Annotated in this window: 34 protein-coding genes; 32 read left to right on the top strand and 2 right to left on the bottom strand. The window is 57.9% G+C overall.

The genetic code is table 11. The annotated features are described in order from the left end of the window. Nucleotides 1–38: 38 nt before the first annotated feature. The 30 genes from rpsJ (at nucleotide 39) to bfr (ending at nucleotide 16037) form a co-directional block, all read left to right on the top strand. Complete coding sequence (gene rpsJ, locus Q6A48_RS22630; RefSeq protein ID WP_003186070.1) at nucleotides 39–350, top strand: 30S ribosomal protein S10; 312 nt, start codon at nucleotides 39–41, stop codon at nucleotides 348–350. 80 nt (nucleotides 351–430) lie between these two features. Then, nucleotides 431–1066: a 50S ribosomal protein L3 gene (rplC, locus tag Q6A48_RS22625; protein ID WP_003186059.1), complete on the top strand. Its 636-nt coding sequence runs from the start codon at nucleotides 431–433 to the stop codon at nucleotides 1064–1066. Nucleotides 1067–1078: 12 nt separating this feature from the next. Continuing rightward, nucleotides 1079–1681: a 50S ribosomal protein L4 gene (rplD, locus tag Q6A48_RS22620; RefSeq protein WP_003186057.1), complete on the top strand. Its 603-nt coding sequence runs from the start codon at nucleotides 1079–1081 to the stop codon at nucleotides 1679–1681. Then, nucleotides 1678–1977, top strand: a complete 300-nt coding sequence (rplW, locus tag Q6A48_RS22615; protein ID WP_002555488.1) for a 50S ribosomal protein L23 — start codon at nucleotides 1678–1680, stop codon at nucleotides 1975–1977. Before rplD ends, rplW begins: the two co-directional genes overlap by 4 nt. 14 nt (nucleotides 1978–1991) lie before the next feature. Beyond that, complete coding sequence (rplB, locus tag Q6A48_RS22610) at nucleotides 1992–2816, top strand: 50S ribosomal protein L2 (protein ID WP_007924198.1); 825 nt, start codon at nucleotides 1992–1994, stop codon at nucleotides 2814–2816. 16 nt (nucleotides 2817–2832) lie between these two features. After that, nucleotides 2833–3108 (top strand): 30S ribosomal protein S19, encoded by a 276-nt coding sequence (rpsS, locus tag Q6A48_RS22605; protein WP_002555486.1) that lies wholly within the window; start codon nucleotides 2833–2835, stop codon nucleotides 3106–3108. 11 nt (nucleotides 3109–3119) lie between these two features. Next, complete coding sequence (rplV, locus tag Q6A48_RS22600; RefSeq protein ID WP_003103908.1) at nucleotides 3120–3452, top strand: 50S ribosomal protein L22; 333 nt, start codon at nucleotides 3120–3122, stop codon at nucleotides 3450–3452. A gap of 13 nt (nucleotides 3453–3465) precedes the next feature. After that, nucleotides 3466–4152, top strand: coding sequence for a 30S ribosomal protein S3 (rpsC, locus tag Q6A48_RS22595; RefSeq protein WP_003176422.1), 687 nt, complete (start codon nucleotides 3466–3468; stop codon nucleotides 4150–4152). Between the two features lie 12 nt (nucleotides 4153–4164). Beyond that, complete coding sequence (rplP, locus tag Q6A48_RS22590) at nucleotides 4165–4578, top strand: 50S ribosomal protein L16 (RefSeq protein ID WP_003186052.1); 414 nt, start codon at nucleotides 4165–4167, stop codon at nucleotides 4576–4578. After that, nucleotides 4578–4769: a 50S ribosomal protein L29 gene (gene rpmC, locus Q6A48_RS22585; protein WP_002555481.1), complete on the top strand. Its 192-nt coding sequence runs from the start codon at nucleotides 4578–4580 to the stop codon at nucleotides 4767–4769. The genes rplP and rpmC overlap by 1 nt, the downstream gene beginning before the upstream one ends. A gap of 2 nt (nucleotides 4770–4771) precedes the next feature. Continuing rightward, entirely contained in the window at nucleotides 4772–5038 is a 267-nt protein-coding gene (rpsQ, locus tag Q6A48_RS22580) for a 30S ribosomal protein S17 (protein WP_003194644.1), read from the top strand. Nucleotides 5039–5061: 23 nt separating this feature from the next. Next, a complete protein-coding gene (rplN, locus tag Q6A48_RS22575; RefSeq protein ID WP_008089810.1) occupies nucleotides 5062–5430 on the top strand; it encodes a 50S ribosomal protein L14 in 369 nt (122 codons plus the stop codon). An 11-nt stretch (nucleotides 5431–5441) separates the two neighbouring features. Further along, nucleotides 5442–5756, top strand: a complete 315-nt coding sequence (gene rplX / locus Q6A48_RS22570; protein ID WP_003186046.1) for a 50S ribosomal protein L24 — start codon at nucleotides 5442–5444, stop codon at nucleotides 5754–5756. A 20-nt stretch (nucleotides 5757–5776) separates the two neighbouring features. Next, nucleotides 5777–6316 carry a 50S ribosomal protein L5 gene (gene rplE, locus Q6A48_RS22565; protein WP_003186044.1) on the top strand — a complete coding sequence of 180 codons (540 nt, stop codon included), beginning with the start codon at nucleotides 5777–5779 and terminating at the stop codon, nucleotides 6314–6316. Nucleotides 6317–6329: 13 nt separating this feature from the next. Continuing rightward, complete coding sequence (rpsN, locus tag Q6A48_RS22560; protein ID WP_003186042.1) at nucleotides 6330–6635, top strand: 30S ribosomal protein S14; 306 nt, start codon at nucleotides 6330–6332, stop codon at nucleotides 6633–6635. A 209-nt stretch (nucleotides 6636–6844) separates the two neighbouring features. After that, entirely contained in the window at nucleotides 6845–7237 is a 393-nt protein-coding gene (gene rpsH / locus Q6A48_RS22555) for a 30S ribosomal protein S8 (RefSeq protein ID WP_017848802.1), read from the top strand. Nucleotides 7238–7249: 12 nt separating this feature from the next. Further along, nucleotides 7250–7783 (top strand): 50S ribosomal protein L6, encoded by a 534-nt coding sequence (gene rplF / locus Q6A48_RS22550; RefSeq protein WP_024077677.1) that lies wholly within the window; start codon nucleotides 7250–7252, stop codon nucleotides 7781–7783. Between the two features lie 10 nt (nucleotides 7784–7793). Next, the gene (gene rplR, locus Q6A48_RS22545) at nucleotides 7794–8144 is read left to right on the top strand and encodes a 50S ribosomal protein L18 (RefSeq protein ID WP_003186037.1); all 351 of its coding nucleotides are present in this window, start codon (nucleotides 7794–7796) and stop codon (nucleotides 8142–8144) included. A gap of 3 nt (nucleotides 8145–8147) precedes the next feature. Continuing rightward, the gene (gene rpsE, locus Q6A48_RS22540; protein WP_003186035.1) at nucleotides 8148–8648 is read left to right on the top strand and encodes a 30S ribosomal protein S5; all 501 of its coding nucleotides are present in this window, start codon (nucleotides 8148–8150) and stop codon (nucleotides 8646–8648) included. Between the two features lie 2 nt (nucleotides 8649–8650). After that, the gene (gene rpmD / locus Q6A48_RS22535) at nucleotides 8651–8827 is read left to right on the top strand and encodes a 50S ribosomal protein L30 (protein WP_003176408.1); all 177 of its coding nucleotides are present in this window, start codon (nucleotides 8651–8653) and stop codon (nucleotides 8825–8827) included. A 3-nt stretch (nucleotides 8828–8830) separates the two neighbouring features. Then, complete coding sequence (rplO, locus tag Q6A48_RS22530) at nucleotides 8831–9268, top strand: 50S ribosomal protein L15 (RefSeq protein WP_003186032.1); 438 nt, start codon at nucleotides 8831–8833, stop codon at nucleotides 9266–9268. Continuing rightward, nucleotides 9269–10597, top strand: a complete 1329-nt coding sequence (gene secY, locus Q6A48_RS22525; RefSeq protein ID WP_003186029.1) for a preprotein translocase subunit SecY — start codon at nucleotides 9269–9271, stop codon at nucleotides 10595–10597. Nucleotides 10598–10627: 30 nt separating this feature from the next. Next, nucleotides 10628–10744, top strand: coding sequence for a 50S ribosomal protein L36 (gene rpmJ, locus Q6A48_RS22520; RefSeq protein WP_002555468.1), 117 nt, complete (start codon nucleotides 10628–10630; stop codon nucleotides 10742–10744). 130 nt (nucleotides 10745–10874) lie between these two features. Continuing rightward, nucleotides 10875–11231, top strand: coding sequence for a 30S ribosomal protein S13 (rpsM, locus tag Q6A48_RS22515; protein WP_003194635.1), 357 nt, complete (start codon nucleotides 10875–10877; stop codon nucleotides 11229–11231). A gap of 30 nt (nucleotides 11232–11261) precedes the next feature. Beyond that, the gene (gene rpsK / locus Q6A48_RS22510; protein WP_002555466.1) at nucleotides 11262–11651 is read left to right on the top strand and encodes a 30S ribosomal protein S11; all 390 of its coding nucleotides are present in this window, start codon (nucleotides 11262–11264) and stop codon (nucleotides 11649–11651) included. Nucleotides 11652–11669: 18 nt separating this feature from the next. Continuing rightward, complete coding sequence (gene rpsD / locus Q6A48_RS22505; protein ID WP_042729625.1) at nucleotides 11670–12290, top strand: 30S ribosomal protein S4; 621 nt, start codon at nucleotides 11670–11672, stop codon at nucleotides 12288–12290. A 22-nt stretch (nucleotides 12291–12312) separates the two neighbouring features. After that, nucleotides 12313–13314 (top strand): DNA-directed RNA polymerase subunit alpha, encoded by a 1002-nt coding sequence (locus Q6A48_RS22500; protein ID WP_003186012.1) that lies wholly within the window; start codon nucleotides 12313–12315, stop codon nucleotides 13312–13314. Nucleotides 13315–13356: 42 nt separating this feature from the next. Continuing rightward, entirely contained in the window at nucleotides 13357–13743 is a 387-nt protein-coding gene (gene rplQ, locus Q6A48_RS22495; protein WP_003186009.1) for a 50S ribosomal protein L17, read from the top strand. A 222-nt stretch (nucleotides 13744–13965) separates the two neighbouring features. Beyond that, entirely contained in the window at nucleotides 13966–15414 is a 1449-nt protein-coding gene (locus Q6A48_RS22490) for a catalase (protein ID WP_304556600.1), read from the top strand. A 158-nt stretch (nucleotides 15415–15572) separates the two neighbouring features. Continuing rightward, nucleotides 15573–16037 (top strand): bacterioferritin, encoded by a 465-nt coding sequence (bfr, locus tag Q6A48_RS22485; RefSeq protein WP_003176400.1) that lies wholly within the window; start codon nucleotides 15573–15575, stop codon nucleotides 16035–16037. A 72-nt stretch (nucleotides 16038–16109) separates the two neighbouring features. Here bfr and uvrA read toward each other — a convergent pair whose 3' ends face one another. Continuing rightward, nucleotides 16110–18944, bottom strand: coding sequence for an excinuclease ABC subunit UvrA (uvrA, locus tag Q6A48_RS22480; protein ID WP_304556599.1), 2835 nt, complete (start codon nucleotides 18942–18944; stop codon nucleotides 16110–16112). A 179-nt stretch (nucleotides 18945–19123) separates the two neighbouring features. Here uvrA and Q6A48_RS22475 point away from each other — a divergent pair, with 179 nt between their 5' ends. After that, nucleotides 19124–20521 carry an MFS transporter gene (locus tag Q6A48_RS22475; protein WP_304556598.1) on the top strand — a complete coding sequence of 466 codons (1398 nt, stop codon included), beginning with the start codon at nucleotides 19124–19126 and terminating at the stop codon, nucleotides 20519–20521. Nucleotides 20522–20530: 9 nt separating this feature from the next. Continuing rightward, on the top strand, nucleotides 20531–21043 hold the full coding sequence (locus tag Q6A48_RS22470; protein ID WP_042729629.1) for a single-stranded DNA-binding protein: 513 nt from the start codon (nucleotides 20531–20533) through the stop codon (nucleotides 21041–21043). Nucleotides 21044–21114: 71 nt separating this feature from the next. Here the strand turns inward: Q6A48_RS22470 and Q6A48_RS22465 are convergent. Then, nucleotides 21115–21235 (bottom strand): transposase (locus Q6A48_RS22465; RefSeq protein ID WP_304555071.1); only part of this gene is annotated, 121 nt, incomplete at its 5' end.

The following is a 21235-nucleotide window of genomic DNA, read 5'->3' as shown; positions in this document are numbered from 1 at the left end:
TGCGCCCGGTGGGAATAGCAGCCGGAGTCTGAAATCCAATGCAAAATCAGCAAATCCGTATCAGGTTGAAGGCTTTTGACCATCGCCTGATCGACCAATCCACCCAGGAAATCGTGGAAACCGCGAAACGTACTGGTGCTCAAGTGCGTGGTCCAATTCCACTGCCTACCCGTAAAGAGCGGTTCACCGTTCTGGTCTCCCCGCACGTCAACAAAGACGCGCGTGACCAGTACGAGATCCGTACTCATAAGCGCGTACTGGACATCGTCCAGCCAACGGATAAAACCGTTGATGCACTTATGAAGCTCGATCTTGCGGCCGGTGTGGAAGTGCAGATCAGCCTCGGCTAAGACTCGGTCTTGGTCGTGTAACGCTCTGAAATGGGCGGCCATAGCGGGTGAAAGCCCCGTACACTCATGAGGTTTACAACATGACTATTGGTGTAGTCGGTCGTAAATGCGGTATGACCCGTATTTTCACCGAAGAAGGTGTCTCCATTCCGGTCACGGTCATTGAGATCGAGCCGAATCGCGTCACCCAGTTCAAAACTGAAGAGACCGATGGCTATCGTGCAGTGCAAGTCACTGTCGGCGAGCGTCGTGCTTCGCGTGTAACAGCTGCTCAGGCTGGCCACTTCGCCAAGGCGAACGTTGCCGCTGGTCGTACCGTAATGGAATTCCGCCTTGAAGAAGGCGAGTACCAGGCCGGCGATCTGATCAACGCTGAAATCTTCGCCGCTGGTCAACTGGTTGATGTAACCGGTCAGTCCAAGGGTAAAGGCTTCCAGGGTACGATCAAGCGTTGGAACTTCCGCGGGCAAGATAACACCCACGGTAACTCCGTATCCCACCGCGTTCCAGGCTCTATCGGCCAGTGCCAGACTCCTGGTCGTGTATTCAAGGGCAAGAAAATGTCCGGTCATATGGGCGCCGAGCGCGTGACCGTGCAGTCCCTCGAAGTAGTGCGCGTGGACGCTGAACGCAATCTGTTGTTGGTCAAGGGCGCTGTTCCTGGCGCTACTGGCGGCAACTTGGTTGTACGTCCAGCAGCCAAGGCTCGCGGTTAAGGGGAAGCTGACATGCAATTAAATGTAAATGACGCTCAAGCGATCGAAGTTTCCGAACTGACATTTGGCGGCGAATTCAACGAGACGCTGGTTCACCAAGCAGTCGTGGCCTACATGGCCGGCGGCCGTCAAGGTAGCAAGCAGCAAAAGACCCGTTCCGACGTTTCCGGTGGCGGCAAGCGCCCATGGCGTCAGAAAGGTACTGGCCGTGCTCGTGCCGGTACCATCCGTAGCCCAATCTGGCGCGGCGGCGGTACCACTTTCGCAGCTCGTCCTCAGGATCACTCCCAGAAGCTGAACAAGAAGATGTACCGCGCAGCAATGCGTTCCATCCTTGCTGAGCTGGTGCGTACTGATCGTCTGGTCGTGGTTCAGGACTTCGCTGTTGAAGCACCGAAAACCAAAGATCTGCTGAACAAGCTGAACGGCATGGGCCTGACTGACGTCCTGATCGTGTCTGACGCTGTTGATCAGAACCTGTACCTGGCTGCTCGCAACCTGCCGCACGTCGATGTCCGTGACGTACAAGGTTCCGATCCGGTCAGTCTGATCGCATACGACAAGGTGTTGATCACCGTGTCGGCCGTGAAGAAATTCGAGGAGCTGCTGGGATGAACCAGGAACGCGTATTTAAAGTTCTGCTTGGCCCGCACGTTTCCGAGAAGGCTACGGTTCTGGCAGACAAGAAAGGCCAGTTCGTTTTCAAGGTTGCGACCGACGCAACCAAGCTGGAAATCAAGAAGGCCGTCGAAAGCCTGTTCAGCGTGAAAGTAGAGCGCGTGACTACCCTGAATGTTCTGGGTAAGAGCAAGCGCACTGCTCGCGGTCTGGGCAAGCGTAATGACTGGAAGAAGGCAGTTATCTCCCTTCAGCCAGGCCAAGATCTCGATTTCAGCAGCAGTGCTGAGTAAGGAAGGGGTGCATCATGGCAATCGTTAAATGCAAACCGACTTCCCCTGGCCGCCGTTTTGTGGTCAAGGTGGTCAACCAGGAGCTGCATAAAGGCGCTCCTCACGCACCGCTGCTCGAGAAAAAATCGAAGTCTGGTGGTCGTAACAACAATGGCCGCATCACTACACGTCACGTGGGTGGTGGTCATAAGCAGCATTATCGTCTGGTCGACTTCCGTCGCAACGACAAGGATGGCATCGCTGCCACCGTCGAGCGTATCGAATACGATCCAAACCGTACTGCTCACATCGCTCTGCTGCTGTACGCAGATGGCGAGCGTCGCTACATCATCGCCCCTAAAGGCGTGAGCGCTGGCGACCAGCTGATCGCAGGTGCCCTGGCGCCGATCAAGCCGGGCAACGCTCTGCAACTGCGCAACATTCCAGTTGGTAGCACCGTACACGGCATCGAACTGAAGCCAGGTAAAGGCGCGCAAATCGCTCGTTCCGCTGGTGCTTCGGCTCAGCTGATCGCTCGTGAAGGCGTCTACGTGACCCTGCGTCTGCGTTCTGGTGAGATGCGTAAAGTCCTGGCTGAATGCCGTGCGACCCTGGGCGAAGTCTCGAACTCCGAGCACAGCCTGCGTTCGCTGGGTAAAGCTGGTGCCAAACGCTGGCGTGGCGTTCGCCCAACCGTTCGTGGTGTTGCCATGAACCCGGTTGACCACCCACATGGTGGTGGTGAAGGTCGTACCTCTGGTGGTCGTCATCCGGTATCGCCATGGGGCTTCCCGACTAAGGGCGCGAAGACTCGTGGTAATAAGCGTACCGACAAAATGATCGTCCGTCGTCGCAAGTAAATAGAGGGATACGACAGTGCCACGTTCTCTGAAAAAAGGTCCTTTTATTGATCTTCACCTACTGAAGAAGATCGAAGTGGCGGCGGAAAAGAACGATCGCAAACCAGTTAAGACCTGGTCGCGTCGCTCGATGATCCTGCCACAAATGGTCGGTCTGACCATCGCTGTACACAACGGTCGCCAGCACGTCCCAGTTCTCGTGAACGAAGACATGGTCGGCCACAAACTGGGCGAGTTCGCCGGTACCCGCACATACCGTGGGCACGTGGCTGACAAGAAAGCCAAGCGTTAAGGGGTAAGGAAATGGAAGTAGCCGCTAAGTTGTCGGGCGCTCGAATCTCCGCCCAGAAAGCCCGCTTGGTCGCCGACCAGATCCGCGGGAAGAAGGTGGGCGAAGCGCTCAACCTGTTGGCTTTCAGCAGTAAGAAAGCCGCCGAGATCATGAAAAAAGTGCTGGAGTCGGCCGTAGCCAACGCCGAGCATAACGAAGGCGCAGACGTTGATGACCTGAAGGTCAGCACCGTTTTCGTCAACGAAGGGCGTTCGCTGAAGCGCATCATGCCACGTGCCAAAGGCCGTGCTGATCGCATCGTCAAGCGGTCTTGCCATATCACTGTCAAGGTTGCTGACAAGTAACGGAGTCGAAGAGATGGGTCAGAAAGTACATCCCATTGGCATTCGCCTGGGAATCGTCAAGGAGCACACCTCCGTCTGGTACGCAGACGGTCGGACTTATGCGGACTACTTGTTCGCTGATCTGAAGGTGCGTGAGTATCTCCAAGACAAACTAAAAAGCGCGTCCGTAAGCCGTATCGATATCCATCGTCCGGCTCAGACTGCACGTATCACCATCCACACCGCTCGCCCAGGTATCGTTATCGGGAAGAAAGGTGAAGATGTTGAGAAACTGCGTCAGGACCTGACCAAGCAAATGGGTGTGCCTGTGCACATCAATATCGAAGAGATCCGCAAGCCGGAACTCGACGGTATGCTGGTTGCGCAGAGCGTAGCTCAGCAGCTGGAGCGTCGCGTCATGTTCCGTCGCGCTATGAAGCGCGCTGTACAGAACGCCATGCGCATTGGTGCCAAAGGCATCAAAATCCAAGTGAGCGGTCGTCTCGGCGGTGCTGAAATCGCACGTACTGAATGGTATCGCGAAGGTCGTGTGCCACTGCACACCCTGCGTGCCGACATCGACTATGCCAACTACGAAGCTCACACCACCTACGGTGTGATCGGTGTAAAGGTTTGGATCTTCAAAGGCGAAGTAATCGGTGGTCGCCAAGAAGAACTGAAGCCACAAGCACCAGCGCCTCGTAAAAAAGCTGCTAAGTAAGGGGTACGCCAAATGTTGCAACCAAAGCGTACGAAGTTCCGCAAGCAAATGACCGGTCACAACCGTGGCCTGGCATTGCGCGGTAGCAAAGTCAGCTTCGGCGAGTTCGCGCTGAAGTCTGTTGCTCGTGGTCGTCTCACCGCTCGTCAGATCGAGTCAGCGCGTCGTGCCCTGACCCGTCACGTAAAACGTGGCGGCAAGATCTGGATCCGTGTATTCCCGGACAAGCCTGTCACCAAGAAACCACTCGAAGTTCGGATGGGTAAAGGTAAGGGTAACGTGGAGTACTGGGTTGCCCAGATTCAGCCAGGCAAAGTCCTGTATGAAATCGAGGGTGTTTCTGAAGAGCTGGCGCGTGAGGCTTTCGCCCTGGCTGCTGCAAAGCTGCCGCTCGCCACCTCCTTTGTTAAACGGACGGTGATGTGATGAAAGCGAATGAACTTCGTGAAAAATCAGCACAGCAGCTGAACGAGCAACTGCTCGGCCTGCTGCGCGACCAGTTCAATCTGCGCATGCAGAAGGCAACTGGCCAGTTGGGGCAGTCTCATCTGCTCTCGCAAGTTAAGCGTGACATCGCTCGCGTGAAAACTGTGCTCAACCAGCAGGCAGGTAAGTAATCATGGCAGAAGCCGAAAAAACTGTCCGTACGCTGACTGGCCGTGTTGTCAGCGACAAGATGGACAAAACCATCACCGTTCTGATCGAGCGTCGCGTCAAGCACCCGATCTACGGTAAATACGTTAAGCGTTCGACTAAGCTGCACGCGCACGACGAAACCAATCAGTGCCACATCGGCGACAAGGTCACTATTCGTGAAACTCGTCCGATGGCCAAGACCAAGTCTTGGGCGCTGGTTGATGTTCTCGAACGCGCTGTGGAAGTCTAAGGGCTAGGGGTCGGAGAAATTATATGATTCAGACTCAATCCATGCTCGATGTGGCCGATAACAGCGGCGCTCGCCGCGTTATGTGCATCAAGGTGCTGGGTGGCTCCCATCGTCGTTACGCTGGTATCGGTGACATCATCAAAGTGACCGTCAAGGAAGCAATTCCGCGCGGTAAGGTGAAGAAAGGCCAAGTGATGACTGCTGTCGTAGTCCGCACTCGCCATGGCGTTCGTCGTGCTGACGGCTCCATCATCCGCTTTGATGGCAACGCTGCTGTTCTGTTGAACACCAAGCAAGAGCCGATCGGCACCCGTATCTTTGGGCCAGTGACCCGTGAACTTCGTACTGAGAAGTTCATGAAGATCGTCTCGCTCGCCCCAGAAGTGCTGTAAGGAGATCCGACATGCAAAAGATTCGTCGTGACGACGAGATCATCGTGATCGCCGGCAAAGACAAAGGTAAGCGCGGTAAGGTGCTGAAGGTTCTTGCTGACAACCGTCTGGTTGTAGGTGGTCTGAACCTGGTCAAGCGTCATACCAAGCCTAACCCGATGTCGGGCGTACAGGGCGGTATCGTCGAGAAAGAAGCGCCACTGCACGCTTCCAACGTCGCCATCTTCAACGGCGAAACCAACAAGGCTGACCGCGTTGGTTTCAAAGTAGAAGACGGTAAGAAAATTCGTGTCTTCAAGTCGACCCAAAAAGCGGTTGATGCTTGAACACTGCTAGGTAGAAGACCATGGCACGACTAAAAGAGATTTACCGGAAGGAAATCGCACCGAAACTTAAGGAAGAACTTAAGCTTTCGAACGTGATGGAAGTTCCGCGCGTTACCAAAATCACCCTGAACATGGGTCTGGGCGAAGCGATCGGCGACAAGAAAGTCATCGAGCACGCTGTTGCTGACCTGGAAAAGATCACCGGTCAGAAAGTCGTCGTGACTTACGCTCGGAAATCCATCGCTGGCTTTAAAGTCCGTGAAGGTTGGCCGATCGGCGTCAAAGTGACCCTGCGCCGTGAGCGTATGTACGAGTTCCTGGATCGTCTGCTGTCGATCTCCCTGCCTCGGGTTCGCGACTTCCGCGGCCTGAATGCCAAGTCCTTCGATGGTCGTGGCAACTACAGCATGGGCGTGAAAGAGCAGATCATCTTCCCGGAAATCGATTACGACAAGATCGACGCTCTCCGCGGTCTGGACATTACCCTGACCACCACTGCTCGGACGGATGACGAAGGTCGCGCACTGCTGCGCGCTTTCAAATTCCCGTTCCGCAACTGATTGGAGTAGGAAAATGGCCAAGAAGAGCATGAAGAACCGTGAGCTGAAGCGTCAGCTCACCGTTGCCAAGTACGCCACCAAGCGTGCAGCGCTGAAAGCGATCATCGTGGATCTGAACGCAAGTCCAGAAGCACGTTGGGAAGCTACCGTAGCCCTGCAGAAGCAGCCACGTGACGCCAGCGCCTCGCGCATGCGTAACCGCTGCCGCCTGACTGGTCGTCCGCACGGCGTGTACCGCAAGTTCGGCCTCGGCCGTAACATGCTGCGTCAAGCTGCAATGCGTGGTGACGTACCAGGTCTGGTCAAGGCCAGCTGGTAAGCACTGTCAACGTCTCGGTGTTCAGGGTCTCAGGATCCTGACCACCGGTGGCCTTGAATCTGGATCAAGCCCCTTTTGGGGCTTGATTCATTTCTGGGGTGTGTCTAGAATACCCGGCTCGCCTGAGCCCGTGTTTTTCGTGCCCGGAATTTCTCGGCGACAAGTAGTAGCCGCAAGGCTAATTTTTTTGCATTAGGAGCGTCTAGCCCATGAGTATGCAGGACCCGTTAGCGGACATGCTAACTCGAATCCGTAATGCCCAGATGGCTGAAAAGTCCGTCGTCAGCATGCCGTCTTCCACGTTGAAGGTGGCTGTAGCAAAAGTCCTGAAGGACGAAGGTTACATCGCGGGTTATCAGATCAGCAGCGAAATCAAGCCTCTGCTGTCCATCGAGCTGAAGTACTTCGAAGGCCGTCCGGTCATCGAGGAAGTGAAGCGCGTTAGCCGTCCAGGCCTGCGTCAGTACAAGTCCGTTGAGGATCTGCCGAAAGTTCGCGGCGGCCTGGGCGTGTCTATCGTCTCCACCAACAAGGGTGTGATGACTGATCGTGCTGCGCGCGCTGCCGGTGTCGGCGGCGAAGTTCTTTGCACTGTGTTCTAAGGGGGGATAAGCATGTCTCGCGTCGCTAAGAACCCCGTTAAGCTGCCAGCCGGCGTCGAAGTCAAATTCGCAGGCCAACAGCTTTCGGTGAAGGGTGCCAAGGGCACTCTTGAACTGAACATCCATTCGTCCGTTGAGATCGTTGAAGAAGCTGGTGAGCTGCGTTTCGCTGCTCGCAACGGCGATCAACAGACTCGCGCAATGGCTGGTACCACTCGTGCGTTGGTAAACAACATGGTCCAAGGCGTAAGCCAAGGCTTCGAGCGCAAGCTCCAGCTGGTCGGTGTTGGTTACAAAGCGCAAGCAAAAGGCTCGGTTCTGAACCTGGCTCTTGGCTTCTCGCACCCAGTGGATTACGAACTGCCGGAAGGCATCACCGCTGAGACTCCTAGCCAGACCGATATCCTGATCAAGGGCATCGACAAGCAGCTGGTAGGTCAAGTGGCCGCCGAGATCCGCGACTTCCGTCCACCAGAGCCGTACAAAGGCAAAGGTGTGCGCTACGCGGACGAAGTCGTCCGTCGTAAAGAAGCCAAGAAGAAGTAGGGCATAGCAAATGACCGACAAAAAAGTTACTCGACTGCGTCGCGCTCGCAAAGCACGCCTGAAAATGCACGAACTCGAAGTCGTGCGTCTCTGCGTGTTCCGCTCTTCGCAGCACATCTACGCCCAGGTCATTTCGGCCGACGGCAACAAGGTCCTGGCAAGTGCCTCGACTTTGGATAAAGAACTGCGTGATGGCGCCACTGGCAACATCGACGCGGCCACTAAGGTTGGCCAGCTGGTCGCTACGCGTGCTAAAGCCGCTGGCGTCTCGCAGGTGGCTTTCGACCGCTCTGGCTTCAAGTACCACGGCCGCGTCAAGGCGCTGGCTGATGCTGCTCGTGAAGCTGGGCTGGAGTTCTAAGTTATGTCAAATAACGACCAAAAGCGCGACGAAGGCTACATCGAGAAGCTGGTTCAAGTTAACCGCGTAGCCAAAACCGTTAAAGGCGGCCGTATCTTCACTTTCACCGCGTTGACCGTGGTAGGTGATGGTAAGGGCCGTGTTGGCTTCGGCCGTGGCAAGTCGCGTGAAGTGCCTGCTGCGATCCAGAAGGCAATGGAAGCTGCTCGCCGCAACATGATCCAGGTTGATCTGAACGGCACCACCCTGCAGTACGCAATGAAGTCCGCCCACGGCGCTTCGAAGGTATACATGCAGCCTGCTTCTGAAGGTACCGGTATCATCGCTGGCGGCGCTATGCGTGCTGTCCTCGAAGTTGCTGGCGTTCAGAACGTTCTGGCCAAGTGCTACGGCTCGACTAACCCAGTAAACGTGGTTCACGCCACTTTCAAGGGTCTGAAGGCTATGCAGTCTCCTGAATCCATTGCCGCCAAGCGTGGCAAAAGCGTCAAGGAGATCTTCTGATCATGGCTACCGTAAAAGTTACGCTGATCAAAAGCATGACCGGCCGCATCCCTAACCACAAATTGTGCGTTAAGGGTCTGGGTCTGCGTCGCATCGGTCACACTGTAGAAGTCCAGGATACTCCCGAGAATCGCGGGATGATCAACAAGGCCTACTACATGCTGCGTGTCGAGGGTTAATCGATGAAACTCAATGATCTGAGTCCAGCGCCGGGTTCCCGTCGCGAAAAACATCGTCCGGGCCGTGGTATCGGTAGTGGTTTGGGCAAGACCGGTGGCCGTGGCCACAAAGGTCAGACCTCCCGCTCCGGTGGCACCATCGCTCCAGGCTTTGAAGGCGGTCAACAGCCGCTGCATCGTCGCCTGCCGAAGTTCGGTTTCGTTTCCCTGAAAGCCATGGACCGCGCAGAAGTGCGTCTGTCCGAGCTGGCCAAAGTGGACGGCGACATCGTCACCGTGCAGTCCCTGAAGGATGCCAACGTGATCAACCAGAACGTTCAGCGTGTGAAAATCATGCTGTCGGGCGAAGTTGCTCGTGCTGTCACCATCGGAAAGGGAATCGGCGCCACCAAAGGTGCGCGTGCGGCTATCGAAGCAGCTGGCGGCAAGTTCGAGGAATAAATGGCTAAGCAAGGTGCTCTCTCTGCGCTCGGCAAAGGCGGTATGTCTGAACTCTGGGCTCGTCTGCGTTTTCTGTTCCTGGCGATTATCGTCTACCGAATAGGCGCACACATCCCGGTTCCAGGTATCAACCCGGACCGACTCGCGGACCTGTTTCGACAGAATGAGGGGACCATTCTTAGCTTGTTCAACATGTTTTCCGGCGGCGCGCTGGAGCGGATGAGCATCTTTGCACTGGGGATCATGCCGTACATTTCGGCATCGATCATCATGCAGTTGATGAGCGCCGTCAGCCCGCAGCTGGAGCAGTTGAAGAAGGAAGGTGAAGCTGGCCGTCGCAAGATCAGCCAGTACACCCGCTACGGCACTGTCGTCCTCGCTCTCGTCCAGGCCATTGGCATGTCCATTGGCCTGGCAGGGCAGGGCGTTTCGTTCACTGCTGACTTCAGCTTTCATTTCGTTGCGGTAACCACTTTCGTGGCGGGCGCGATGTTCATGATGTGGCTGGGTGAGCAGATTACTGAGCGTGGTGTTGGCAACGGTATCTCGATGTTGATCTTCGCAGGTATCGTCGCCGGTCTTCCGAGAGCGATCGGGCAGTCTTTCGAGTCTGCGCGTCAGGGTGATATCAACATTTTCGCCCTGGTTGCCATCGGTCTGCTGGCAGTAGCGATTATCGGTTTCGTGGTGTTCATCGAGCGTGGTCAGCGTCGTATTGCTGTTCACTACGCCAAGCGTCAGCAGGGCCGCAAGGTGTTTGCTGCGCAGACCAGCCACTTGCCGTTGAAAGTGAACATGGCCGGCGTTATCCCGGCTATTTTCGCGAGCAGCATCCTGCTGTTCCCGGCTTCGTTGGGTGCCTGGTTCGGCCAGTCTGAAGGTATGGGCTGGTTGCAGGACATCTCGCAGTCGATCGCTCCTGGTCAGCCGTTGAATATTCTGCTGTTTAGTGCAGGGATTATTTTCTTCTGCTTCTTCTATACGGCGTTGATGTTCAATCCGAAAGACGTAGCGGAAAACCTGAAGAAGTCCGGTGCCTTTATTCCGGGCATCCGTCCAGGTGAGCAGTCTGCGCGCTACATTGATGGCGTTCTGACTCGCTTGACCATGTTCGGTGCTCTTTACATGACGGCCGTCTGCCTTCTGCCCCAGTTCCTGGTGGTGGCGGCAAACGTACCGTTCTACCTTGGCGGGACCTCGTTGCTGATCGTGGTCGTGGTTGTGATGGACTTCATGTCCCAAGTACAATCGCACCTCGTTTCGCACCAGTACGAATCCCTGATGAAGAAAGCCAACCTGAAGGGCTACGGCAGCGGCATGTTGCGCTGAGTAGCGTCCATAAGGTTCGAGGAGTTGGTGATGAAAGTTCGTGCATCGGTGAAAAAGCTGTGCCGTAACTGCAAGATTATTCGCCGCGAAGGTGTTGTTCGGGTAATTTGCAGCGCGGAACCGCGTCACAAACAGCGCCAAGGCTGAGTGTGATTGTGCTTTAAGCCCGGCAGCTAGTGCGCTGCCGGGTTGATTATTTGTTATTACAGCGATATTATCTCGCGCCCTATTTCTTGGCTTCCGGGGCGTAGGTAGCTGTCAATTGGAGTCCCACTGAATGGCCCGTATTGCAGGCGTCAACATTCCAGATAACAAGCATACTGTTATCTCGCTGACCTACATCTATGGTGTTGGTCGCACCACTGCACAGAAAATCTGTGCAGTTGCTGGGGTCAACCCAGCTGCAAAGATCAAGGATCTGAGCGACGAGCAAATTGAACAGCTGCGTGGCGAAGTGGCGAAGTTCACCACTGAAGGTGACCTGCGTCGCGAAATCAACATGAAAATCAAGCGCTTGATGGACCTCGGTTGCTATCGCGGTCTGCGTCATCGTCGTGGTCTGCCAGTACGCGGTCAGCGTACCAAGACCAACGCGCGTACCCGTAAAGGTCCGCGTAAGCCGATCCGCAAGTAATCGCCCCAGCGAATCGACAGGAATTTAATCATGGCAAAACCTGCTGCTCGTCCTCGTAAAAAAGTTAAAAAGACAGTGGTTGATGGCATCGCCCACATCCATGCTTCTTTTAACAACACCATCGTGACCATTACCGACCGTCAAGGTAACGCTCTTTCCTGGGCTACCTCCGGTGGTTCGGGTTTCCGCGGCTCCCGCAAGTCCACCCCGTTCGCTGCTCAAGTAGCTGCTGAGCGTGCTGGTCAAGCTGCGCTGGAATACGGCCTGAAAAACCTCGACGTCAACGTCAAGGGTCCGGGTCCAGGTCGTGAATCCGCAGTCCGCGCTTTGAACGGCTGTGGCTACAAGATCGCCAGCATCACCGACGTGACGCCAATCCCGCACAACGGGTGCCGTCCGCCGAAGAAGCGCCGCGTGTAATCCAGGAGATTGTAAAGAATGGCTCGTTACATTGGTCCAAAATGCAAACTCGCTCGTCGCGAAGGCACCGATCTTTTTCTGAAGAGCGGCGTGCGCGCGATCGAATCGAAGTGCAACATTGAAGCAGCACCTGGTATCCACGGCCAACGCCGCGGTCGCCAGTCCGACTACGGCACCCAACTGCGTGAAAAGCAGAAGGTCCGTCGTATCTACGGCGTTCTCGAGCGTCAATTCAGCGGCTACTACAAAGAAGCAGCTGGCAAGAAAGGCGCAACCGGCGAAAACCTGTTGCAACTGCTCGAATGCCGTCTGGACAACGTTGTATACCGTATGGGCTTCGGTTCGACTCGTGCCGAATCCCGTCAGCTGGTTTCGCACAAGTCGATCAGCGTTAACGGCAACACCGTAAACGTTCCGTCCTACCAGGTTCGTGCTGGTGACGTGGTTGCTGTTCGCGAGAAAGCAAAGAACCAACTTCGCATTGTCCAAGCTCTCGATCTGTGTGCCCAACGTGGCCGCGTAGAATGGGTAGAAGTAGACACTGAGAAGAAGTCGGGCGTTTTCAAGAACGTTCCTGCTCGCAGTGATCTGTCCGCCGACATCAACGAAAGCCTGATTGTCGAGCTCTACTCCAAGTAAGGGCTAGAAAATAGGTGCATCCATGCAGATTTCGGTAAATGAGTTCCTGACACCCCGCCATATTGATGTGCAGGTTGTCAGTCCAACCCGCGCCAAGATCACACTCGAGCCTCTCGAGCGTGGTTTCGGCCACACCCTGGGCAACGCGCTGCGCCGCATCCTGTTGTCCTCAATGCCCGGCTGTGCAGTAGTCGAGGCCGAGATTGACGGTGTGCTCCACGAGTACAGCGCCATCGAAGGTGTACAGGAAGACGTAATTGAAATCCTGTTGAACCTTAAAGGTCTGGCTATCAAGCTGCACGGTCGTGACGAAGTTACGCTGACCTTGTCGAAGAAGGGTTCGGGGGTGGTTACCGCTGCCGATATTCAGCTGGATCATGATGTCGAGATCGTTAACCCCGATCACGTAATCGCTAACCTGGCGTCTAACGGCGCCCTGAACATGAAGCTCACCGTAGCTCGTGGTCGTGGTTATGAACCGGCCGACTCGCGTCAGAGCGATGAAGACGAAAGCCGCAGCATTGGTCGCTTGCAGCTTGACTCTTCGTTCAGCCCGGTTCGCCGTATCGCATACGTGGTGGAAAACGCCCGTGTCGAACAGCGTACCAACCTGGACAAGCTGGTTATTGATCTGGAAACCAACGGTACCCTGGATCCTGAAGAGGCCATCCGCCGTGCTGCAACCATCCTGCAACAGCAGTTGGCTGCGTTCGTCGACCTCAAGGGTGACAGTGAGCCAGTGGTTGTCGAGCAGGAAGACGAGATCGATCCGATCCTGCTTCGCCCGGTTGACGATCTGGAACTGACTGTACGTTCGGCTAACTGCCTTAAGGCGGAAAACATCTACTACATCGGCGACCTGATTCAGCGTACCGAAGTAGAGCTGTTGAAGACTCCGAACCTGGGCAAGAAATCCTTGACTGAAATCAAGGACGTTCTGGCCTCCCGCGGTCTGTCCCTCGGCATGCGCCTCGACAACTGGCCGCCTGCAAGTCTTAAGAAGGACGACAAGGCGACTGCCTGATCGTCGTAATCACCGAACGTTGTGTTTGGTAAGGAATGAACCATGCGTCATCGTAAAAGTGGTCGTCACCTGAGCCGCACCAGCTCGCACCGCAAGGCCATGTTCCAAAACATGGCGGTGTCGCTGTTCGAGCACGAGCTGATCAAAACTACACTGCCGAAAGCCAAAGAACTGCGCCGCGTTGCCGAGCCGCTGATCACTCTGGCCAAGACAGACAGCCTGGCTAACCGCCGCCTGGCTTTCGACCGTACTCGTTCGAAAGCCATCGTTGGTAAGCTCTTCAACGACCTGGGCAAGCGTTACGCTACCCGTGAGGGTGGCTACCTGCGCATCCTCAAGTGCGGTTTCCGCGCTGGCGACAACGCGCCTATGGCGTACGTCGAGTTGGTTGATCGTGCTACCAGCGGTGAAGCTGTATCCGCTGAGTAAGACGGCAACAATCAAAAAACCGGGCCTCGTGCCCGGTTTTTTGTGCCCGATGGAAAAGTGAAACGCCGTTTCGGCTGGCTTCGCTATTGGCAATCCAATGGCGTTAGATAATAACTATCGATACCCATGATTTAATGAATTTGGATACTGTCACTAACATGATCAATACTCCTTTCCAGCCGATTAGCCGGCAGTTCGAAGACCGACCTAGGAAGATTGAGCATGAGCCAGATCAAAACGCTTACGACCGCCAGCGGCGCTCCTGTCGCCGATAACCAGAACTCCCGTTCCGCCGGCCCACGGGGCCCGCTGCTGCTCGACGACTTCCACCTGATCGAGAAGCTCGCTCACTTCAACCGCGAAAACATCCCCGAGCGCCGTGTGCACGCCAAAGGCTCGGGCGCCTACGGCACGTTCACCGTGACCCGCGACATCACTCAATACACCAGCGCCAAGCTGTTCGAATCGGTCGGCAAACAGACCCCTACCTTCCTGCGCTTTTCTACCGTGGGCGGCGAGCGGGGTTCGGCTGACACCGAGCGAGACCCACGCGGTTTCGCCCTGAAGTTCTATACCGAGGAAGGTAACTGGGACATCGTGGGTAACAACACGCCGGTATTCTTCATTCGTGATCCGCTCAAGTTCCCGGACTTTATCCACACCCAGAAACGGCTGCCGCAAAGCAACCTGAAGAGCGCCCAGGCGATGTGGGATTTCTGGTCGCACTCGCCCGAGGCGCTGCACCAGGTCACCATTCTGTTCTCGGACCGGGGTATCCCGGATGGCTACCGGCACATGCACGGTTTCGGCAGCCATACCTACAGCCTGATCAACGCCCAGGGCGAGCGCCACTGGGTGAAGTGGCACTACAAGACCAAGCAAGGGATCAAGAACCTCGCCCCGGCCGAAGCGGCACGTCTGGCGGGCACCGATCCGGATTACGCCCAGCGTGACCTGTTCGAGGCCATCGAGCGCGGCGACTTCCCGAAATGGAGCGTCTGCATCCAGATCATGACCGAGGCTCAGGCGGCGGCTCATTATGAGAACCCGTTCGACGTGACCAAGACCTGGTCGCAAAAAGAGTTTCCATTGATCGAAGTCGGCGAGCTCGAGCTCAACCGCAATCCGCTGAACTACTTCGCTGAAGTCGAGCAGGCGGCGTTCGGGCCGAGCAACATGGTGCCGGGCGTGGGCCTGTCGCCGGATCGTATGCTGCAGGGGCGTGTCTTTGCCTATGCCGATGCGCACCGCTACCGCGTGGGTACCAATCACCAGCAACTGCCGGTGAATGCGCCACGCAGCCCGGTCAATACCTACCAGCGCGACGGCGCCATGGCGTTCGGCAGCAATGGCGGCGTGGCGCCGAACTACGAGCCTAACAGCTACGTGGAAGCGCCGAAGCAGGCCCCGCGGTACGCGGAACCGGCCCTCGCCCTGAGCGGTGCGGCGGATCGCTACGATCATCGCGAAGACACCGATTACTACAGCCACGCCGGTGCGCTGTTCCGCTTGATGAACGATGAGCAGAAGGCCCTGTTGATCAGCAATATCGCCGGTGCCATGGCGGGTGTTTCGGCGGATGTGGTCGATCGCCAACTGCAGCATTTCTTCAGGGCGGACGCCGCTTATGGAGAAGGCATCGCAAAGGCGTTGGGCGTACAGCTTAACTAAGTCTAAACGAGAAGCAGAACCGCCCTCATTAGGGCGGTTTTTGCGTTATTTAGCTTGGTTTTCTCGGATTTTCTTCACTTTTATTGCGATGGAGCAGTGACCTGGCGGTCAGCTTGGTTCAAACTACAGCCTTTCAAAGCTTGTGGAGATGTAGGGCGATGCAAGGTCACCCGGACGTAATCGATTACCTCAACACGCTGCTGACAGGTGAGCTGGCAGCCCGTGATCAATATTTCATCCATTCGCGGATGTACGAGGATTGGGGTTTTACCGAGCTCTACGAACGTATCAACCATGAGATGGAAGAAGAGGCGCAGCACGCCGATGCGCTGATGCGTCGGATCCTGATGCTCGAAGGCACGCCGCGCATGCGCCCGGACGACCTCGACGTCGGCACCACGGTGCCCGATATGCTCGCCGCCGACCTGCGCCTGGAATACAAGGTTCGTGCTGCCCTGTGCAAAGGCATCGAACTTTGCGAACAGCACAACGACTACGTGACCCGCGAGATCCTGCGTGTGCAGCTCAACGACACCGAAGAAGACCATACCTACTGGCTTGAAAAGCAGTTGGGCCTGATCAAGCTGATCGGCTTGGAGAATTACCTCCAGTCGCAGTTCTGATCGCCCCCAGGGAAACAACAAAAAGCCCCTGTCATTCGATGAAATGACAGGGGCTTTTTCATGGCGGCGGATTTACTCCCGGTCGCGCTCCAGCAGGGGCTTGAGGTAGTGGCCGGTGTGGGACTGCTTCATCTCGGCCACTTGCTCAGGCGTACCCACGGCGATGATCTGGCCGCCCTTGGAGCCGCCTTCAGGCCCCAGGTCCACCAGCCAGTCGGCCGTCTTGATCACGTCCAGGTTATGTTCGATCACCACAACGGTGTTGCCGTGGTCGCGTAGGCGGTGCAGCACGTCGAGCAATTGCTGGATATCGGCGAAGTGCAGGCCTGTGGTCGGCTCGTCGAGGATATACAGGGTCTTGCCGGTGTCGCGCTTGGACAGTTCGCGGGACAGCTTGACCCGTTGGGCTTCACCGCCGGACAAGGTCGTCGCCGACTGTCCGAGCTTGATGTAGGACAGGCCGACGTCCATCAGCGTCTGGAGCTTGCGCGCCAGGGCTGGCACCGCATCGAAGAACGCCCGGGCTTCCTCGATGGTCATCTCGAGGGTTTCGTGGATGTTCTTGCCCTTGTACTTGATCTCCAGGGTTTCGCGGTTGTAGCGCTTGCTCTTGCACACGTCGCACGGCACATAGATGTCCGGCAGGAAGTGCATCTCGACCTTGATCAGGCCATCGCCCTGGCAGGCTTCGCAGCGCCCGCCCTTGACGTTGAACGAGAACCGTCCCGGGCCGTAGCCCCGCGAACGGGACTCCGGCACGCCGGCGAACAGCTCGCGGATCGGCGTGAACAGGCCGGTGTAGGTCGCTGGGTTGGAACGCGGCGTACGCCCGATGGGGCTCTGGTCGATGTCGACGACCTTGTCCAGGTGCTCTAGCCCCTTGATGCTGTCGTGGGCCGCGGCTTCCAGGGTGGTGGCACCGTTCAGGGCGGTGGCGCTGAGGGGGAACAAGGTGTTGTTGATCAGCGTCGACTTGCCGGAGCCGGACACCCCGGTGACGCAGGTCAGCAAGCCGATCGGGATTTCCAGGTCGACGTTGCGCAAGTTGTTGCCGCGCGCGCCCTTGAGGGTCAGCGACAACTTCTTGTTGCGCGGCGTGCGCTTGGCCGGCACCTTGATCTTCACCCGGCCCGAGAGGTACTTGCCGGTCAGGGAGTCGGGGTGCGCCATGACTTCGGCGGCGGTGCCTTGGGCAACGATGTGCCCACCGTGCACGCCCGCGCCGGGGCCGATGTCCACGACGTAGTCGGCCAGGCGGATGGCGTCCTCGTCGTGCTCGACCACGATCACCGTGTTACCGATGTCCCGCAGGTGCTTGAGGGTGCCGAGCAGCCGGTCGTTGTCCCGTTGGTGCAAGCCAATGGACGGTTCGTCGAGGATGTACATGACCCCCACCAGGCCGGCGCCGATCTGGCTCGCCAGGCGGATACGCTGGGCTTCGCCGCCGGACAGGGTGTCGGCACTGCGATCGAGGGTCAGGTAGTCCAGACCCACGTTCACCAGGAACTGCAGGCGCTCGCTGATTTCCTTGAGGATCTTGTCGGCGATTTCGCCACGGCGGCCGGTGAGCTTCAGGCCGGCGAAGTAATCGGTGGCGTCGCCGATCGGCAGGTTGGTGACCGCCGGCAAGGTTTTCTCGCCGACCCACACATGCCGCGCCTCGCGCCGCAGGCGGGTGCCGCGGCAATCGGGGCAGGGCTGGGTGCTGAGGAACTTGGCCAGTTCTTCGCGCACGCTGGCCGATTCGGTCTCGCGGTAGCGTCGCTCCAGGTTCGGCACGATGCCCTCGAACGGGTGCGAGCGCTTGACGATATCGCCACGGTCGTTGAGGTACTTGAAGTCGACGCTCTGCGAGCCGCTGCCGTGCAGGATGTATTTCTGCTGGTCGGCGGGCAGCGCGTTGAACGGCTTGTCCAGGCTGAACTTGTAATGGGCCGCCAGCGACCCGAGCATCTGGAAGTAATAGACGTTGCGCCTGTCCCACCCGCGAATCGCCCCTTCGGCCAGGGTCAGCTCGCCATTGACCAGGCGCTTGGTGTCGAAGAATTGCTTGACCCCCAGGCCGTCGCAGGTCGGGCAGGCGCCGGCGGGGTTGTTGAAGGAGAACAGCTTGGGTTCCAGCTCGCTGATGGCGTGGCCGCAGATCGGGCAGGCGAAGCGCGCCGAGAAGATGATCTCTTCCCCGGGTTCGTCGTCCATCGGCGCCACCAGGGCGATGCCGTCGGCCAGCTTCAGGGCGGTCTCGAAGGACTCGGCCAGGCGCTGCTGCAGGTCGGCGCGGACCTTGAAGCGGTCCACCACCACATCGATCGAATGCTTCTTCTGCTTGTCCAGCTTCGGCAGCTCGTCCAGCTCGCACAGCTTGCCGTTGACCCGGGCCCGCACGAAGCCCTGGGCGCGCAATTCCTCGAACACCAGCAGGTGCTCGCCCTTGCGCTCGCGTACCACCGGGGCCAGCAGCATCAGCTTGCTGCCTTCGGGCTGGGCCAGCACCAGGTCGACCATCTGGCTGACGGTCTGGGCTTCCAGGGGAATGTCGTGGTCGGGGCAACGGGGAATGCCGACCCGCGCATACAGCAGGCGCAGGTAGTCGTAGATCTCGGTGATGGTGCCGACCGTGGACCGCGGGTTGTGGGACGTGGATTTCTGCTCGATGGAAATCGCCGGCGACAGCCCTTCGATGGTGTCGACGTCGGGTTTTTCCATCATCGACAGGAACTGCCGGGCATAGGCCGACAGGGATTCGACATAGCGGCGCTGGCCTTCGGCGTACAGGGTGTCGAAGGCCAGGGATGACTTGCCGGATCCGGACAGGCCGGTGATGACGATCAGCTTGTCCCGCGGCAGGGTCAGGTCGATGTTCTTCAGGTTGTGGGTACGGGCCCCACGAATCAGGATCTTGTCCAAAGTGGCCTCGCTCGGCGGGCGTCGAAAACGTAGGAGTATACGGGCAAATACTGGATGGATGCACACTATTGGAAGTGAGTTTTCTGCCTTACATGAAGACTGCGCGGCAAACCGTCGCCATATACCCCCTCAATCGATGGGACTGGTAGAATCGCCGCCGGTTCACATGAGGTTTTTCCATGCACGATCCCCACAGCGAACGCATGAGTGGCGGCGAGACCCGCGCAGCAAGCGGCCTTGCCCTGGTGTTCGCCTTCCGCATGCTGGGCATGTTCATGGTGTTGCCGGTGCTGGCGACCTATGGCATGGACCTGGCGGGCGCGACCCCGGCCCTCATCGGGTTGGCGATTGGCGCCTATGGCCTGACCCAGGCGATTTTCCAGATCCCGTTCGGGATCATCTCCGACCGCATCGGCCGGCGTCCGGTGATTTACCTGGGGTTGATCGTCTTCGCCCTCGGCAGTGTGCTGGCGGCTGGCGCCGACTCGATCTGGGGCGTCATCGCCGGACGGATCCTGCAAGGCGCCGGGGCTATTTCCGCGGCCGTCATGGCGTTGCTGTCGGACTTGACCCGCGAACAGCACCGGACCAAGGCCATGGCCATGATCGGCATGACGATTGGCCTGTCGTTCGCCGTCGCCATGGTGGTCGGCCCGCTGCTGACCCGTGCGTTTGGCCTGTCGGGCCTGTTCCTGGCCACCGGCGGCATGGCCCTGGTGGGGATCCTGATCGTGGCCTTCATGGTGCCGCGTGCCACCGGGCCGTTGCAGCACCGCGAGTCCGGGGTGGCGCGCCAGGCGCTGGTCCCGACGCTCAAGCACCCGGACCTGCTGCGCCTGGACCTGGGCATCTTCGTGCTGCACGCCATGCTGATGTCCAGCTTCGTGGCCTTGCCGCTGGCGCTGGTGGAGAAGGCCGGCCTGCCCAAGGAACAGCACTGGTGGGTCTACCTGACGGCGCTGCTGATTTCGTTTTTCGCGATGATCCCGTTCATCATCTACGGCGAGAAGCGACGCAAAATGAAACGAGTTTTACTCGGCGCCGTCCTGACGCTGATGCTCACTGAGCTATTCTTCTGGAAGTTCGGCGACGGCCTGCGGGCCCTGGTGATCGGCACGGTGGTGTTCTTCACCGCGTTCAACCTGCTGGAAGCGTCGCTGCCGTCGCTGATCAGCAAGGTTTCACCGGCCGGCGGCAAGGGCACGGCGATGGGGGTCTATTCCACCAGCCAGTTCCTCGGTTCGGCGTTGGGCGGGATTCTCGGCGGCTGGCTGTTCCAGCACGGCGGTTTGTCGGTTGTGTTCCTGGGATGTGCCGCGCTGGCTGCACTTTGGCTGGTCTTTGCTGTTACCATGCGCGAACCTCCGTATGTGACGAGCCTGCGCTTGCCGTTGTCGCCCGAAGCCATCCGCGAAGCAGGCCTGGCCGAGCGCCTCAAGGCCGTCGTTGGAGTAACCGATGCAGTGGTGGTCGCCGACGAAGCGGCCGTTTACATCAAACTGGACACCGAATTATTGGATCGTACGACGCTCGAGCGCCTGGTGAACAACCCGGCCCCGAGCACGTGCGAAGCCTAGGAGAACGTTATGGCCCGTGGGGTTAACAAAGTCATATTGGTCGGTACTTGCGGCCAGGATCCCGAAGTTCGCTACCTGCCGAACGGCAATGCCGTGACCAACCTGAGTCTGGCGACCAGCGAACAGTGGACCGACAAGCAGACCGGCCAGAAGGTCGAGAAGACCGAATGGCACCGCGTGTCGATGTTCGGCAAAGTGGCGGAGATCGCCGGCGAATACCTGCGCAAGGGTTCGCAGGTGTACATCGAAGGCAAGCTGCAGACCCGCGAATGGGAAAAGGACGGCATCAAGCGCTACACCACCGAGATCGTGGTGGACATGCAGGGCACCATGCAATTGCTGGGCGGTCGTCCACAGGGTGACCAGCAAGGCGGCAACAACTACCAGCAGTCGGCCCCGCGCCAACAGGCCCCTCGCCCGCAAGCGGCGCCACAGCCACAGCGTGAGCGTCCAGCCCCGCAACAGGCCGCGCCGCAACCGGCACCGGATTTCGACAGCTTCGACGACGATATCCCGTTCTAAGCCGCTGCCAGCCAGCAGTAGAAACAAAAAACCGCGCTTCGGTTTTCCGAAGCGCGGTTTTTTTTGGTTCTTCACGGATTTCCGGGATAGACACTCTTGATCTTCATGAAAAAGAACTCGCTATCCCGGTAACCGTACGCCATCCGTTTGATGACCTTGATTCGATTGTTTATGCCTTCCAACTGGCCTGTA

This window comes from Pseudomonas citrullilanati (assembly GCF_030580855.1).
Lineage (GTDB): Bacteria > Pseudomonadota > Gammaproteobacteria > Pseudomonadales > Pseudomonadaceae > Aquipseudomonas > Aquipseudomonas citrulli.
This window is presented reverse-complemented; position numbering and strand designations above follow the sequence as displayed.

Coding starts and splice junctions, on each gene's coding strand:
- rpsJ (WP_003186070.1), top strand. CDS start 39: ATGCAAAATCAGCAAATCCGTATCAGGTTGAAGGCTTTTGACCATCGC.
- rplC (WP_003186059.1), top strand. CDS start 431: ATGACTATTGGTGTAGTCGGTCGTAAATGCGGTATGACCCGTATTTTC.
- rplD (WP_003186057.1), top strand. CDS start 1,079: ATGCAATTAAATGTAAATGACGCTCAAGCGATCGAAGTTTCCGAACTG.
- rplW (WP_002555488.1), top strand. CDS start 1,678: ATGAACCAGGAACGCGTATTTAAAGTTCTGCTTGGCCCGCACGTTTCC.
- rplB (WP_007924198.1), top strand. CDS start 1,992: ATGGCAATCGTTAAATGCAAACCGACTTCCCCTGGCCGCCGTTTTGTG.
- rplV (WP_003103908.1), top strand. CDS start 3,120: ATGGAAGTAGCCGCTAAGTTGTCGGGCGCTCGAATCTCCGCCCAGAAA.
- rpsC (WP_003176422.1), top strand. CDS start 3,466: ATGGGTCAGAAAGTACATCCCATTGGCATTCGCCTGGGAATCGTCAAG.
- rplP (WP_003186052.1), top strand. CDS start 4,165: ATGTTGCAACCAAAGCGTACGAAGTTCCGCAAGCAAATGACCGGTCAC.
- rpmC (WP_002555481.1), top strand. CDS start 4,578: ATGAAAGCGAATGAACTTCGTGAAAAATCAGCACAGCAGCTGAACGAG.
- rpsQ (WP_003194644.1), top strand. CDS start 4,772: ATGGCAGAAGCCGAAAAAACTGTCCGTACGCTGACTGGCCGTGTTGTC.
- rplN (WP_008089810.1), top strand. CDS start 5,062: ATGATTCAGACTCAATCCATGCTCGATGTGGCCGATAACAGCGGCGCT.
- rplX (WP_003186046.1), top strand. CDS start 5,442: ATGCAAAAGATTCGTCGTGACGACGAGATCATCGTGATCGCCGGCAAA.
- rplE (WP_003186044.1), top strand. CDS start 5,777: ATGGCACGACTAAAAGAGATTTACCGGAAGGAAATCGCACCGAAACTT.
- rpsN (WP_003186042.1), top strand. CDS start 6,330: ATGGCCAAGAAGAGCATGAAGAACCGTGAGCTGAAGCGTCAGCTCACC.
- rpsH (WP_017848802.1), top strand. CDS start 6,845: ATGAGTATGCAGGACCCGTTAGCGGACATGCTAACTCGAATCCGTAAT.
- rplF (WP_024077677.1), top strand. CDS start 7,250: ATGTCTCGCGTCGCTAAGAACCCCGTTAAGCTGCCAGCCGGCGTCGAA.
- rplR (WP_003186037.1), top strand. CDS start 7,794: ATGACCGACAAAAAAGTTACTCGACTGCGTCGCGCTCGCAAAGCACGC.
- rpsE (WP_003186035.1), top strand. CDS start 8,148: ATGTCAAATAACGACCAAAAGCGCGACGAAGGCTACATCGAGAAGCTG.
- rpmD (WP_003176408.1), top strand. CDS start 8,651: ATGGCTACCGTAAAAGTTACGCTGATCAAAAGCATGACCGGCCGCATC.
- rplO (WP_003186032.1), top strand. CDS start 8,831: ATGAAACTCAATGATCTGAGTCCAGCGCCGGGTTCCCGTCGCGAAAAA.
- secY (WP_003186029.1), top strand. CDS start 9,269: ATGGCTAAGCAAGGTGCTCTCTCTGCGCTCGGCAAAGGCGGTATGTCT.
- rpmJ (WP_002555468.1), top strand. CDS start 10,628: ATGAAAGTTCGTGCATCGGTGAAAAAGCTGTGCCGTAACTGCAAGATT.
- rpsM (WP_003194635.1), top strand. CDS start 10,875: ATGGCCCGTATTGCAGGCGTCAACATTCCAGATAACAAGCATACTGTT.
- rpsK (WP_002555466.1), top strand. CDS start 11,262: ATGGCAAAACCTGCTGCTCGTCCTCGTAAAAAAGTTAAAAAGACAGTG.
- rpsD (WP_042729625.1), top strand. CDS start 11,670: ATGGCTCGTTACATTGGTCCAAAATGCAAACTCGCTCGTCGCGAAGGC.
- Q6A48_RS22500 (WP_003186012.1), top strand. CDS start 12,313: ATGCAGATTTCGGTAAATGAGTTCCTGACACCCCGCCATATTGATGTG.
- rplQ (WP_003186009.1), top strand. CDS start 13,357: ATGCGTCATCGTAAAAGTGGTCGTCACCTGAGCCGCACCAGCTCGCAC.
- Q6A48_RS22490 (WP_304556600.1), top strand. CDS start 13,966: ATGAGCCAGATCAAAACGCTTACGACCGCCAGCGGCGCTCCTGTCGCC.
- bfr (WP_003176400.1), top strand. CDS start 15,573: ATGCAAGGTCACCCGGACGTAATCGATTACCTCAACACGCTGCTGACA.
- Q6A48_RS22475 (WP_304556598.1), top strand. CDS start 19,124: ATGCACGATCCCCACAGCGAACGCATGAGTGGCGGCGAGACCCGCGCA.
- Q6A48_RS22470 (WP_042729629.1), top strand. CDS start 20,531: ATGGCCCGTGGGGTTAACAAAGTCATATTGGTCGGTACTTGCGGCCAG.